The organism is Bradyrhizobium sp. LLZ17, from assembly GCF_041200145.1.
GTDB lineage: Bacteria > Pseudomonadota > Alphaproteobacteria > Rhizobiales > Xanthobacteraceae > Bradyrhizobium.
Map to the genome: position 1 here is coordinate 5,646,631 of NZ_CP165734.1, position 12,922 is coordinate 5,659,552.

A 12,922-nucleotide genomic window follows, 5' to 3' on the forward strand; every position below is an offset into this window, starting at 1 on the left:
AACGTGCGGCGACCAGCAAGGCGTGAGCAGGGGATCATGAGCAACAAGATGTGGGGCGGCCGGTTCTCGGAACGCCCCGATGAGATCATGGAAGAGATCAACGTCTCTATCGACGTCGATCGTCACCTCTACGCCCAGGACATTGCCGCGTCCAAGGCCCACGCCGCGATGCTTGCCGCGCAAGGCATCATCACGGCCAGTGATGCGAAAAATATCGGCAAGGGTCTAGACACGATTTTGTCAGAGATCGGCAAGGGCGGCTTCGAGTTCAAGCGCGCGCTCGAGGACATTCACATGAATGTCGAGAGCCGCCTGTCGGACCTGATCGGCCCCGCGGCCGGCCGCCTGCACACGGCGCGCTCCCGCAACGACCAGGTCGCGACCGATTTCCGTCTCTATGTCCGCGACATCCTCGACGAGACCGACGCCGCGCTCGCCACGTTCCAGGCGGCGCTGGTCAATCGCGCGCTCGAACATGCCGCGACCGTGATGCCCGGCTTCACGCATCTGCAGACCGCGCAGCCCGTCACCTTCGGCCACCATCTGCTCGCCTATGTCGAGATGGCCGCACGCGACCGCGGCCGTTTCCAGGACGCGCGCAAGCGGCTCAACAGATCCCCGCTCGGCGCCGCCGCGCTCGCCGGCACCTCGTTCCCGATCGACCGCCATGCGACCGCAAAGGCGCTTCTGTTCGACCGCCCGATGGCGAACTCGCTTGACGCGGTCTCCGACCGCGACTTCGTGCTGGAGACGCTGTCGGCAGCCTCGATCTGTGCCGTGCACATGTCGCGCTTTGCCGAAGAGATCGTGATCTGGACCTCGCCGCTGGTCGGCATGATCCGGCTCAGCGACAAGTTCACCACCGGCTCCTCGATCATGCCGCAGAAGCGCAACCCGGACGCCGCCGAACTCGTGCGCGCCAAGACCGGCCGCGTCATCGGCGCGCTCAACGGCCTGCTGATCGTGATGAAGGGTCTGCCGCTCGCCTATCAAAAGGACATGCAGGAGGACAAGCAGGGCACCATGGAGGGCTTTGCCGCGCTGTCGCTGGCGATCCGCGCTATGACCGGGATGGTCCGCGATCTCGTCCCCGACGAGGCCAAGATGAAGGCGGCGGCGGGCGAGGGCTATGCCACCGCGACCGATCTCGCCGACTGGCTGGTGCGGACGCTGAAGATGCCGTTCCGCGAAGCTCACCACGTCACCGGCCGCATCGTGGCCAAGGCCGCCGAGGGCGGCGTGGCTCTGCATGAGCTCCCCCTCAAAGAGATGCAGGCGATCGAGCCCAGGATCACCAAAGACGTGCTCGGCGTGCTCTCGGTCGAATCCTCGGTGAAGAGCCGCACCAGCTTTGGCGGCACCGCGCCGAAGAACGTGGCGGCTCAAGCCAAGGCCTGGGTGAAGCGGCTGGAAAAAGAGCGAAAATTGGGCTGAGGGCAAAATTTCGCTTATGTTTCATGGTCCTCCGGCTCTCGCCAGCGCGCGCCAATCTCTGTATGGTGCGCTCCGTAATGGGGATTTCGTCGTGACGTCAAAGTTTCGCCCGGCCGGCTCGGGGTGGGCCATTATTGTCTTGAGCCTGAGCGCGCTCGCGCTTGCCGGCTGCGGCCGCAAGGGTCCGCTCGACCTGCCGCCGACCGCCTCCAACGCGTCCACGGCCAACATCGCAGCGCCGACCGACACCGAGACCGAAGCCCAGAAGACGCCGAGCCTGTTCAATCCCAGCTATGGTGTGGACGCGGCGCCGGCGGCAAGCAAGGGCAGGAAGAAATCGTTTATCCTCGACCCGCTCCTGGACGACAAACCCGGCAGATGAGCCGGCGCAACTGAGCCAACGCCATGAACCATTTCGACTACCGCAACGGCGTGCTGCACGCCGAGGCGGTGAACCTGTCCGAGCTCGCCGCAACCGTCGGCACGCCCTTTTATTGCTATTCGACCGCAACGCTCGAGCGGCACTATCGTGTCTTCACCGACGCCTTCGCCGGCGAGAAGGTGCTGGTTTGCTACGCCATGAAGGCGAACTCCAACCAGTCGGTGCTGCGCACGCTGGCCAAGCTCGGCGCCGGCGCCGACGTGGTCTCGGGCGGTGAACTGAAGCGCGCGCTGGCCGCCGGCATCCCCGCCACCAAAATCCTGTTCTCCGGGGTCGGCAAGACGGAAGACGAGCTGCGCGCCGCGCTTGCTGCCGACATCCTCTGTCTCAACGTCAGAATCCGAGCCTGAGCTCGATCTGCTGTCGCGCATTGCGACCGAGATGGGCAAGACCGCGCGCATCTCCATCCGCGTCAACCCGGACGTCGATGCCGGCACGCACGCAAAGATCTCGACCGGAAAGTCCGAGAACAAGTTCGGCATCCCGATCGCGCATGCCCGCGAGGTCTATGCGCGCGCCGCCAAGCTGCCGGGCATCCAGGTGACCGGCACCGACGTGCATATCGGCAGCCAGATCACCGATCTCTCCGGCATGGAGACCGCGTTCCGCATCCTCGCCGAGTTCGTGCAGACGCTGCGTGCCGACGGTCACGACATATCGCATGTCGATTTTGGCGGCGGCCTCGGCATTCCCTACTACATGGACCGCGAGGCGCCGCCTGCGCCGGACGTCTATGCCGCCATGGTCAAGCGCGTCAGCCACAATCTTGGATGCACGTTGATGTTCGAGCCGGGCCGCATGATCGTCGGCAACGCCGGAATTCTGGTCGCCAAGGTGATCTATGTGAAGCATGGCGACGGCAAGAATTTCGTCATCATCGACGCCGCCATGAACGATTTGATCCGGCCGACGCTGTACGAGGCGCATCACGACATCCTGCCGGTGACGCAGCCGGCGAACGGCGCCGCCACGATCACGGCCGATGTCGTCGGTCCGGTCTGCGAGACCGGCGACTATCTCGCACTCGATCGCACTTTGCCGACGCCGAAGCCGGGCGATCTCATCGCCATCATGACGGCCGGTGCCTACGGCGCGGTGCAGGCCGGCACCTACAATACGCGGGCGCTGGTACCCGAGGTGCTGGTGAAGGGCGACCAGTATGCGGTGGTGCGTCCGCGTGTCGAGGTCGAGCAGTTGATCGCGATGGACAAGCCGGCGCCGTGGCTGTGAGGGCGATACCGCGCTTCAACTAATTCGGTGTCGTCCCGGCGAAGGCCGGGACCCATAACCCCGGGCAGAGCTTGTGGCGCGATGCTGGCAAACGCGAGTCTTCGTCAAACTCCTCCCTGTGGCTATGGGTCCCGGCCTTCGCCGGGACGACCAGGAGAGTGTGGCGCGCTACTTTCCGGCCGATCCACCGCTCTTCCCGCCCACAACCACGCCCGCCTTCTTCTCGATCGGCTTGATCGCAGCGGTGAAATCGGACTCGGCGCCTTCCGCACTGATCACGGTCTCCCAGAGACGCCCGACCGCGTCGGCGACCTCCATCGACAGCCCGAGCTGCTTCATCTCCGCGAGCGCCAGCCGCACGTCCTTCACCATCAATCCGGTCGCAAAGCCGAAGTCGAAGGTCCGCGGCAGCACCGAGCGCGGAAACTTGTCGCGGCTCGCGGTGTTCATGCCGGAGCCGGAATTGATGACGTCGATCATCACGGCCGGATCGAGTCCGGCCTTGACGCCCATCACCACGGCCTCCGATGTCGCCACGATCGCGGTCGCGGACAGGAAATTGTTGGCGAGCTTCATCGTCTGCGCCGCGCCCGGCTTCTCGCCGATGAAGAATACTTTTCCGATGATTTCGAGCGCCGGCTTGAGAAGCTCGAACTCCGCCTTCGGCCCGGACACCATCACCGCCAGCGTGCCCTTCTCGGCGCCGCCGACGCCGCCGGAGACCGGGCAGTCGATCTGCACGATGTTTTGCTTCGCCAGGAGGCCGTGAATCTTCGACGCCATCTGCGAGCCGACGGTTGACAGATCGACGAAGCGTTTTGCGCGGCTCCCCTCGATCACGCCGTTCGACCCGGTTGCGACCTCGAGCGACGCTTGCAGCGACGGCAGGCTCGCCATCACCGTCTCGACCTGGTCGGCGACGTCCTTCGGCGACGTTGCACTTTTTGCGCCGCGCGCCACCAGCTTCCCGACGACCTCCTTGCGCGTGTCGAATACGACGAGCCGGTGGCCCGCCTCGATCAGCCGCCGCGCCATCGGGAATCCCATGTTTCCGAGGCCGATGAATCCGATGTCCATGGTGGTTTTTTCCTCCCGCCGTCATTGCGAGGAGCGAAGCGACGAAGCAATCCAGGAATGTTTCCGCGGAGGGATTCTGGATTGCTTCGCTTCGCTCGCAACGACGGAGCAATGCGTTGAAGCTAACCGTGCTTTAGTCCTTTTCGAGCTCGGCGAACACCTCGCGCGCGATTCGAAAGCTGTCGACCGCCGCCGGCATGCCGCCGTAGATCGCGACCTGCATCAGGATCTCGCGGATTTCGTCGCGCGTCACGCCATTGGTCAGCGCACCCTTGAGATGCGCGCGAAACTCGTGCTGGCGATTCAGGATCGCGATCATCGCGATGTTGAGCATGCTGCGGGTCTTGCGCGGCAGCTCGTCACGGCCCCACACCGTGCCCCAGCAATATTCGTTGAGCATCTCCTGGAACGGACGGTTGAAGTCGTCGACGTTCTTCAGGGCATTGTTGACATAGGCTTCTCCCAGCACCGCTTTACGGACTTGCAGGCCCTTGTCATGCATCTTCTTGTCCATGGTGTTCCCTCTATTCCGTTGCGTTTTCCTTGAATGGCGCCGCGGAAACTACGGGGTTGGGCCGGAGCAGTCACGTCCTCGTGTTATGCGGGAAAAGGGGGATGTCCCGTACAGGAACGGATGCCTCAGTGCTGCCGTTGTGATACGCTCCACTCACCGGGCAACCTGGAGAGTTGATTGAACGGCGTCATCCCCGACCCGTCAGACCCGATCCGTGACGACGACGCTGTGTCGCGGCTGAAGCTGGCGCAGGCCCTCGACCGGGCCACTTATGCCATCGCATGGGAGCGTGCCTGGCCGAATCTGGCGCGCGTTCTGACCGTCGCCGGCCTGTTTCTGGTGGTGTCCTGGGCTGGTCTCTGGCTGGCGCTCCCCTCCATTGCTCGCGCGATCGGCCTCGTCGTTTTCGCCGGCATCGCTGCGGCCGCCCTTTTCCCGCTGATTCGCTTTCGCTGGCCGCGCCGCGAGGAGGCGCTGGCTCGGCTCGACCGTGGCTCGGGCGTCCGCCACCGCCCCGCCACCACGCTGACGGACACGCTGAGCTCGCAGGACCCAGTTGCGCGGGCGCTGTGGCAGGCCCAGCGCGAGCGCACCTTGGCCTCGCTCACGCGTATCCGCGCCGGTTTGCCCAAGCCGCGGCTCGCGATCCACGATCCCTGGGCGCTGCGTGCGCTGGTCATGGTGATGCTGGTCGCCACCTTCTTCGCCGCCGGCGACGAGCGCGCGATGCGGCTGGGCGCTGCTTTTGACTGGAACGGCGTGCTGGCGCCCACGAATATTCGCGTCGACGCCTGGGTCACCCCGCCGGTCTACACCGGAAAGCCGCCGGTGATCCTGTCGGCGGCCAACAAGGAAGCCGCGGCACTGCCGGCGTCGGGCCCGCTCGCCGTGCCCGCCGGCTCGACCCTGATCGTGCGCTCCTCCGGCGGCAGCCTGGATGTCGCCGTCTCCGGCGGCCTCAAGGAGGTTGCCCCCGCTGAAGCCACGCCCAAGGGCACCAACGAGAAGCATTTTACCATCACCGGTGACGGCACCGCCCATGTCCGCGCGCCCTCCGGCCAGCCGCAATGGGCGTTCGCGGCGACACCGGACCGACCGCCGACGATCGCGCTCGCCAAGGATCCGGAGCGCCAGGCGCGCGGCGCGCTCCAGCTCGTCTACAAGATCGAGGACGATTACGGCGTCACCGGCGCCGAAGCGCAAATTGCTCCGCGTTCCAGCGACGCAAAAGACGCCGGCAAGGACGGCGACAGCAAGACCGCCGCGCGGCCACTGTTCCAGCCGCCGCAGTTTCCGCTGGTGCTGCCGAATGCGCGCACCCGCAACGGCGTCGGTCAGACCGTCAAGGATCTCAGCGAGGATCCCTATGCCGGCGCCGATGTCACGCTGACGCTCACGGCCAAGGACGAGGCCGGCAACGAGGCCAAGAGCGAGCCGTTCAACATGCGCCTGCCCGAGCGGCTGTTCACCAAGCCGCTGGCGCGCGCGCTGATCGAGCAGCGCCGCATCCTCGCGCTCGATGCCAACAGGAATTCGGACGTCTACACCGCGCTCGACGCGCTGATGATCGCGCCTGAATTGTTCACCCAGGAAACCGGCCAATATCTCGGCCTCTACAACGTCGCGCGCCAGCTCGAGGCGGCGCGCACCGATGACGCCATGCGCGAAGTCGTGGCGAGCCTGTGGGCGCTCGCGGTGACCATCGAGGACGGCAATATCTCCGACGTCGAGAAGGCGCTGCGCGCGGCGCAGGACGCACTGAAGCAGGCGTTGGAGCGCGGCGCCAGCGACGAGGAGATCAAAAAGCTCACGCAGGATTTGCGCGCGGCGCTGGACAATTTCATGCGCCAGCTCGCCGAGCAGTTCCGCAACAACAAGGATGCGCAAAATCTCGCGCGGCCGCTTGATCCGAACACGAAGATCCTGCGCCAGCAGGATCTCCAGAACATGATCGACCGCATGGAGCGCCTGTCGCGCTCCGGCGACAAGGATGCGGCCAAGCAGCTGCTCGACCAGCTCCAGCAGATGCTGGAGGGTCTTCAGATGGCGCAGCCGGGACAGTCCGGCGAGAGCGACATGGAGCAGGCGCTCAACGAGCTCGGCGACATGATTCGCAAGCAGCAGCAGTTGCGCGACAAGACCTACAAGCAGGGCCAGGACTCCCGGCGCGACCGCATGCGCGGCAAGCAGCAGCCGGGCGACCAGTCGATGTCGGATCTGCAGCAAGACCAGCAGGGCCTGCGCGACCGCCTGAAGAAGCTCCAGGACGAAATGGCCAAGCGCGGCCTCGCCCAGAAGGGCCAGAAAGGTCAGCAGGGACAGAAGGGGCAACAGGGTCAACAAGGCGACCAGGGCCAGCCCGGCCAGAACGGCGATCAGGACGCCGACCAGGGCGATGACGACGGCGGGCTCGACGCCGCCGACGGCGCCATGGGAGACGCCGGCAGCAAGCTCGGCGAGGGCAATGCCGACGGCGCCGTGGACTCTCAGGGCAAGGCGCTCGAGGCGATGCGCAAAGGCGCGCAGAAGATGGCCGAGGGGATGCAGCAGGGTGACGGCGACGGCCAGGGCGATGGCCCCGGCAATCGCGCCGGCCGGCAGCAGAGCGGCGGCAACCAGACCGACCCGCTCGGCCGTCCGCTGCACGGCCGCGAATTCGGCGATGATTACACGGTCAAGATCCCCGGCGAGATCGACGTCCAGCGCGTCCGCCGCATCCTCGAGGAACTCCGTCGCCGCCTCGGCGATCCCTCGCGCCCGCAGATCGAGCTCGACTATATCGAGCGGCTGCTGAAGGATTTTTGACACCATACTCAGTGTCATCGCCCGCGCAGGCGGGCGATCCAGTACTCCGTGACGGTCGTCGTTCAACCGATAGGCTGCGGCGTACTGGATGCCCCGCTTTCGCGGGGCATGACAGCGGAATACGTCGCCGCCGCCCGCTACCCCTTTTTCAGCGCGTCCGCGACCGCCGTGCGGATGTCGGCGACCGAGAATGGCTTTGTCACGACGTCATGCACCAGCGCATTGAGGTTCGAAGCGCGCTCGCGCTGGTCGGCATATCCGGTCATGAGCAAAATCGTCAGCTCGGGAAAATCGCGCGCGGCCGAGAGCGCCAACGCGATGCCGTCCATCACCGGCATCTGGATGTCGGTGAGCAACAGATCGAACGCACCGTCCTCGCGGGTCAGGATCTCCAGCGCCTCGGCGCCGTCCTGCGCGGTGACGATCTCGTGGCCGTCCATGGCGATGGCGCGCGCCACGAGCTGGCGCATCGAATCCTCGTCGTCGGCGATCAAGATTTTCGGCATGAGATCAACCTTGGGACCAACTCTCGTGCGACACCCTCGGCACGGATTATACGCTACCGCCGGCAATGTCGCGGCGGTTGAAGAAACGAACGTCGATATTGCGGCCTTCCGGCGGCGGCGAAGCCAGGCGCGACCTGAAGAAGGCGCGCTCGCCGGGCTGCAACACGGTCTGTTCCAGCACCGTATTCCATGCGTAGATTTCGGCGCCCTGCGCGTCGCGTACGGCGAAACGCAGGCGCGGGATATCGAGCGCCTTCTTGCCCTGGCCGACGATCACGCCCTCGATCACCAGCACCTGCTTGCCATCCACCGTCTCGCTCGAAAGCTTGACGTCCTTGAAGGCCAGCCCGCGCAGGTTCACATCAAACCCGACCATCTTGTAGAACGCCGCCGTCTGCGGCAGCAGCCGCACCGTGTCGACACGCCATATGACCAGTGCCAGCACCAGCGCACCCATGGCGGCGCAGGCGGTCGGCAGGCCGACATGGGATTTGCGCCTCGCCGGGGTCGCGGCCGGGCGGCTGATCCGTGCGCCGCGGCGGGGAACAGGCTGCGGAACCAGGACTGGTGCTGCTCGCCGATGTTGTCGTCCTCATCGGAGGAGGGCGCTGCCGACCAATCGTCGTCGGTCTCCTGAGCGTCCTCGGCAGGCCAGTCGCCGGCGATCGAGGGGCTCTCGACCATCGGGGTCTCGGCCGCGCCGTCGTCCTGGGCGTAGGAGTTCCACTGATCGGCGAGGTCGGACTGGTCGTCGGCCTGGCTCGCGGCCGCCAGGGCCGGCACCGCCGCCTCCTCGATCGCATCCTCGGGATGCGCCATCCAGGTCTCTTTGCAGCGGGAGCAACGGACCGTCCTCCCGTTGGCCCCAAGGCTCGCAAGCTTGATGGCGTAGGATGTCGTACAATGAGGGCAGACGATATGCATGGACGAGCCTTGATGCATGGAGAATCTTGGCAATGACCCAATCGCGCAAGACCGGGCGTCCTGGATGCTACAAGGCGACCGTTAACGAACCGGAAACCATAACGGTCGCACAACCCGTTGATCGCATGCGGCGAAACTTCGCGGCGGGCGCCGTCTCCACCCTCGAACGGAGCTGAGCTTGGTTCGGTTCGAAAATGTCGGATTGCGTTACGGCCTGGGGCCGGAGATCCTGCGCGACCTCAATTTCCAGATCCCGGCGCATTCCTTCCAGTTCCTCACTGGCCCGTCCGGCGCCGGCAAGACCTCGTTGCTGCGCCTGCTGTTCCTGTCGCATCGGCCGACGCGCGGCCTCGTCAATCTGTTCGGCCACGACATCTCCCAGCTTGGCAAGGACGAGATCGCCGATTTGCGCAAGCGCATCGGCATCGTGCTCCAGGATTTCCGCCTGCTCGACCACATGACGACCTACGAGAACGTGGCGCTGCCGTTCCGCGTCATGGGCCGCAGCGAATCCAGCTATCGCAAGGAGGTGATCGACTTGCTGCGGTGGGTCGGGCTGGGCGAGCGCATGGACGCGCTGCCGCCGATCCTGTCCGGCGGCGAAAAGCAGCGCGCCGCGATCGCGCGCGCGGTGATCTCGCGGCCGCAGCTGCTGCTCGCGGACGAGCCGACCGGCAGCGTCGATCCGACGCTCGGGCGACGCTTGCTGCGGCTGTTCATCGAACTCAACAAGTCCGGCACCGCCGTCATCATCGCGACCCACGACATCGCGCTGATGGACCAGTACGAGGCGCGCCGCTTCGTGCTGCACCAGGGACGGTTGCACGTTTATGAATAGGACCGACGAGCGCGGCGTGCTGGTCGATCTCGGACAGGAACGTCCGCAGCTTCCGCCGCGGGCGCGCAACATGTCGCCGATCGTGCCGCGCGCCTCGATTCATGGCCGCGCGCTGGTCGCCGTCGTCGCCATCATGACCTTCCTCGCCTCGATGACGACCGGCACGGTGCTGCTGGTCAGCGCCTCTGCCGCGGAATGGCAGTCGGATGTCGCGAGCGAGATCACTATCCAGATCCGCCCGCAACCGGGACGCGACATCGAGCGCGACACCGCCGCCGTCACCGAAGCGATGCGGGCGCAAACGGGCATCGTCGAGGTCAAGCCGTTCACCAAGGAGGAGAGCGGCAAGCTGCTCGAGCCCTGGCTCGGCACCGGGCTGTCGATGGACGACCTGCCGATCCCGCGGATGATCATTGCCCGCGTGCAGCCGGGCACGGCGCTCGATCTCGGCGCCTTGCGCGCGCGTGTGACGCAGGTGACGCCAAGCGCCAGCGTCGACGATCATCGCGCCTGGATCGAACGGATGCGCTCGATGACCAGCGCCACCGTACTCGCGGGCATCGGCATCCTCGCCCTCGTCATCGTCGCGACCATCATCTCGGTCTCGTTCGCAACCCGTGGCGCCATGGCGGCGAACCGTCCGATCGTCGAGGTCCTGCATTTCGTCGGCGCCGGCGACCGCTATATCGCCAACCGTTTCCTGCGGCATTTCCTCAGGCTCGGTCTCGAAGGCGGCGTGATCGGCGGCGGCGTCGCCATGCTGGTGTTCGGCTTCTCCGAGTCGATCGCCGGCTGGTTTTCCGGTACCCCTGTCGGCGACCAGTTCGCGGCCCTGCTCGGCACCTTTTCGCTGCGGCCGTCGGGCTATGTCGTGCTCGCGGTGCAGGCGGTGCTGATCGGCGCGATCACCGCGGTCGCCTCGCGCCAGACGCTGTTCGCGACACTGAATGACGTCGATTGAGCCAAAAAAACCAGACTCCACTTCGCCTTAAAACATCTTAAAATCACCCCGGGGAAGGGATCACCGACATCGCATGACCTCGCCGACCGACGATCAATCGCCGAACCTGCCGCGCGGCTGGCTGCGCGCGGCCGTCGTGTCGGTGGTCGCGTTGGTTTTCGTCGGCGCGGCGGCGGGCTTCTTCGCGTTCCTGTCGCAATTGCGCGGTGCCGAGATCGCGCCGGGCCGCAAGGCGGATGGCATCGTGGTGCTGACCGGCGGCTCCTCGCGCGTATCGGACGCGATGGAGCTCTTGGCGGCCGGCTATGGCAAGAGGCTCCTGATCTCGGGCGTGCATCCGGCCTCGACCGCAGGCGACATCTCCCGGACCCTGCCGGAGAACCAGTCCTTCATGACCTGCTGCGTCGATCTCGATCGCACCGCGCTCACGACCCGCGGCAACGCGGCTGAGGCGCGGCGCTGGGCCGAGGGGCGCGGCTTCAAATCGCTGATCGTGGTCACCTCGAACTATCACATGCCGCGCGCGCTGGTGGAGTTCTCGCATGCGATGCCGGGGACGGTTCTGGTCCCATTCGCGGTGGTCGGCGACAAATGGCGCGATGAGCCGTGGTGGACCTCGTCCTCCACGCTCCGGCTGTTGCTGTCGGAATATGTCAAGTACATCGCTGCCGAGCTCAGGATCCGGCTGGAGGATTTCGGGATTGACCTTTCGCCCGAGATGTCGGAGCAGCCAGCGGGCCTGCAACCAAAGCGGCCCGCCACCGCACAGGCCAATTGATCGGATTGTGGATGTTGCTGATTTTCCTGCGCTCGCTCGTGTTCAACGTGCTGTTCTACGCCGTGCTGGTTTGCCTTGCGATCGTGGCGCTGCCGACCTTCGCGATGCCGCCGCGCGCCCTGCTGACGGTCGCGGGATGGTGGGCGAAGGCGACGCAGTTTCTCATGCGCGTGATCTGCGACATCAAGGTGGAATTCCGCGGCGTCGAGAAGATTCCGTCGGGTCCGCTGGTGGTGGTCGCCAAGCACCAGTCGTTCTGGGAAACGTTCGCGCTGATGCCGTTTTTCGATCACCCGATCTTCATCCTCAAGCGCCAGCTCATGCACATCCCGGTGTTCGGTCAGTTCCTGGCAAAAATCGGCATGATCTCGATCGATCGCGGCGCCGGCGTCAAGGCGCTGCTGGACATGACGCGGCGGGCGCGCGCCGCGGTGCGCGGCGGCCGCCAGCTCGTGATCTTCCCGGAGGGCACACGCCGTCCGGCCGGTGCGGCGCCGGACTACAAGACCGGCTTTGCCCAGATCTATTCGGCTTGCGGCGTGCAATGCCTTCCGGTCGCACTCAACTCCGGCCTGTTCTGGCCGCGCCGCACCTTCATGCGGTATCCCGGAACGCTGGTCGTGGAATTTCTCGATCCGCTGCCGCCGGGACTTGCGAAGGACGAGTACATCACGCGCGTGCGCGACGAGATCGAGGGCGCGAGTGAGCGCATCATCGAAGCAGGGCGGAAGGAGCAGGAGCGATTGATCGGCTCCGCCCCGAGCTATGCGGGCTCTGGGGGCTAGCGATTTTCCCGATTGTCAGTCGGCGCCGCTGCGTGGAGCGAATGCGCGTCGCCATGCAGCATCGCCGCGAGCCGATGCAATTGCGTGTCGCGAAAGCCTTCGGCCTCGATCGCCTTTACCGTCGCTGTGACATAGTCGCGGTTGGCGCCGGACTGGCCGTGGCCCTGGAGCACGTGGCGGTGCTGTTCGGTGAGCGACAGCCGTCCGGCATATTGGACATGGCCGCGATCGACGACATAGGCGAGGGCGGAGACGCGCTCACGCGCGTCGTTCTCCAGCCACACCGAGCGCATCACCTCGCGATAGACCGACGTCACCTGCTCGCGCGCCCGCAAATAGGCGACGACCTCGGCGCGGTTCTGCTCGGCGACGCGGAAGGCAATGCCGCGGCAGGCGCCACCGCGGTCGAGCCCCAGCACCAGGCCCGGCTGCTCCGGCGTGCCCCGGTGCACGAACGAATAGACGCAGAGCGCGCGGTGCTCGCCGACCAGCCGCGCCGGGACGCGCTCCTCGAATGCGAAGCCCGGCCGCCACATCAGCGAACCGTAGCCGAACACCCAGAGGTCGCCTTTGGCGGTGGTGACGGAGGGGAGGGTGATTTCCGACATTTCGGGCACGGCTACCAGAA

11 protein-coding genes and 2 pseudogenes are annotated in these 12,922 nt (G+C 65.9%); 8 read left to right on the forward strand and 5 right to left on the reverse strand.

Annotated features, from left to right (window positions below; all coding sequences use genetic code 11):
* Positions 1-36: 36 nt before the first annotated feature.
* From argH to lysA, 3 genes and pseudogenes are all read left to right on the forward strand, one after another.
* The gene (gene argH, locus AB8Z38_RS27095) at positions 37-1,434 is read left to right on the forward strand and encodes an argininosuccinate lyase (RefSeq protein WP_369720773.1); all 1,398 of its coding nucleotides are present in this window, start codon (positions 37-39) and stop codon (positions 1,432-1,434) included.
* A 91-nt stretch (positions 1,435-1,525) separates the two neighbouring features.
* Positions 1,526-1,816: a lipoprotein gene (locus AB8Z38_RS27100; protein WP_369720774.1), complete on the forward strand. Its 291-nt coding sequence runs from the start codon at positions 1,526-1,528 to the stop codon at positions 1,814-1,816.
* A gap of 23 nt (positions 1,817-1,839) precedes the next feature.
* Positions 1,840-3,106 (forward strand): annotated as a pseudogene (lysA, locus tag AB8Z38_RS27105) (diaminopimelate decarboxylase).
* A 168-nt stretch (positions 3,107-3,274) separates the two neighbouring features.
* Here the strand turns inward: lysA and AB8Z38_RS27110 are convergent.
* Together AB8Z38_RS27110 and AB8Z38_RS27115 are read right to left on the reverse strand one after the other, a co-directional pair.
* A complete protein-coding gene (locus AB8Z38_RS27110) occupies positions 3,275-4,183 on the reverse strand; it encodes an NAD(P)-dependent oxidoreductase (protein ID WP_369720775.1) in 909 nt (302 codons plus the stop codon).
* Between the two features lie 133 nt (positions 4,184-4,316).
* A complete protein-coding gene (locus tag AB8Z38_RS27115) occupies positions 4,317-4,697 on the reverse strand; it encodes a carboxymuconolactone decarboxylase family protein (protein ID WP_369720776.1) in 381 nt (126 codons plus the stop codon).
* A 177-nt stretch (positions 4,698-4,874) separates the two neighbouring features.
* Here AB8Z38_RS27115 and AB8Z38_RS27120 point away from each other — a divergent pair, with 177 nt between their 5' ends.
* A complete protein-coding gene (locus AB8Z38_RS27120) occupies positions 4,875-7,502 on the forward strand; it encodes a TIGR02302 family protein (RefSeq protein WP_369720777.1) in 2,628 nt (875 codons plus the stop codon).
* 137 nt (positions 7,503-7,639) lie between these two features.
* On the opposite strand, the gene AB8Z38_RS27125 is transcribed toward AB8Z38_RS27120, so the two are convergent.
* Both AB8Z38_RS27125 and AB8Z38_RS27130 read right to left on the reverse strand, forming a co-directional pair.
* A complete protein-coding gene (locus AB8Z38_RS27125; protein ID WP_369720778.1) occupies positions 7,640-8,008 on the reverse strand; it encodes a response regulator in 369 nt (122 codons plus the stop codon).
* A 46-nt stretch (positions 8,009-8,054) separates the two neighbouring features.
* Positions 8,055-8,932, reverse strand: a pseudogene (locus tag AB8Z38_RS27130) (MJ0042-type zinc finger domain-containing protein).
* 178 nt (positions 8,933-9,110) lie between these two features.
* On the opposite strand from AB8Z38_RS27130, the gene ftsE reads away from it, so the two are divergent.
* The 4 genes from ftsE to AB8Z38_RS27150 all read left to right on the forward strand — a co-directional run bounded on the left by ftsE (position 9,111) and on the right by AB8Z38_RS27150 (position 12,294).
* Positions 9,111-9,770: a cell division ATP-binding protein FtsE gene (gene ftsE, locus AB8Z38_RS27135; protein ID WP_200513240.1), complete on the forward strand. Its 660-nt coding sequence runs from the start codon at positions 9,111-9,113 to the stop codon at positions 9,768-9,770.
* Entirely contained in the window at positions 9,763-10,731 is a 969-nt protein-coding gene (locus AB8Z38_RS27140) for a cell division protein FtsX (RefSeq protein ID WP_369720779.1), read from the forward strand. The genes ftsE and AB8Z38_RS27140 overlap by 8 nt, the downstream gene beginning before the upstream one ends.
* Positions 10,732-10,804: 73 nt before the next feature.
* A complete protein-coding gene (locus AB8Z38_RS27145) occupies positions 10,805-11,509 on the forward strand; it encodes a YdcF family protein (RefSeq protein WP_369720780.1) in 705 nt (234 codons plus the stop codon).
* An 11-nt stretch (positions 11,510-11,520) separates the two neighbouring features.
* A complete protein-coding gene (locus AB8Z38_RS27150) occupies positions 11,521-12,294 on the forward strand; it encodes a lysophospholipid acyltransferase family protein (protein ID WP_369720781.1) in 774 nt (257 codons plus the stop codon).
* Here AB8Z38_RS27150 and AB8Z38_RS27155 read toward each other — a convergent pair.
* Positions 12,291-12,902: a gamma-glutamylcyclotransferase gene (locus AB8Z38_RS27155; RefSeq protein WP_369720782.1), complete on the reverse strand. Its 612-nt coding sequence runs from the start codon at positions 12,900-12,902 to the stop codon at positions 12,291-12,293. The two genes, AB8Z38_RS27150 and AB8Z38_RS27155, sit on opposite strands and share 4 nt — an antisense overlap.
* Between the last annotated feature and the right edge of the window lie 20 nt (positions 12,903-12,922).

Bases quoted from the DNA above. Each gene is read 5' to 3' on its own strand.
- AB8Z38_RS27140 (WP_369720779.1), top strand. From the start codon at position 9,763: ATGAATAGGACCGACGAGCGCGGCGTGCTGGTCGATCTCGGACAGGAA.
- AB8Z38_RS27115 (WP_369720776.1), bottom strand. From the start codon at position 4,697: ATGGACAAGAAGATGCATGACAAGGGCCTGCAAGTCCGTAAAGCGGTG.
- AB8Z38_RS27110 (WP_369720775.1), bottom strand. From the start codon at position 4,183: ATGGACATCGGATTCATCGGCCTCGGAAACATGGGATTCCCGATGGCG.
- argH (WP_369720773.1), top strand. From the start codon at position 37: ATGAGCAACAAGATGTGGGGCGGCCGGTTCTCGGAACGCCCCGATGAG.
- AB8Z38_RS27145 (WP_369720780.1), top strand. From the start codon at position 10,805: ATGACCTCGCCGACCGACGATCAATCGCCGAACCTGCCGCGCGGCTGG.
- AB8Z38_RS27125 (WP_369720778.1), bottom strand. From the start codon at position 8,008: ATGCCGAAAATCTTGATCGCCGACGACGAGGATTCGATGCGCCAGCTC.
- AB8Z38_RS27155 (WP_369720782.1), bottom strand. From the start codon at position 12,902: ATGTCGGAAATCACCCTCCCCTCCGTCACCACCGCCAAAGGCGACCTC.
- AB8Z38_RS27150 (WP_369720781.1), top strand. From the start codon at position 11,521: ATGTTGCTGATTTTCCTGCGCTCGCTCGTGTTCAACGTGCTGTTCTAC.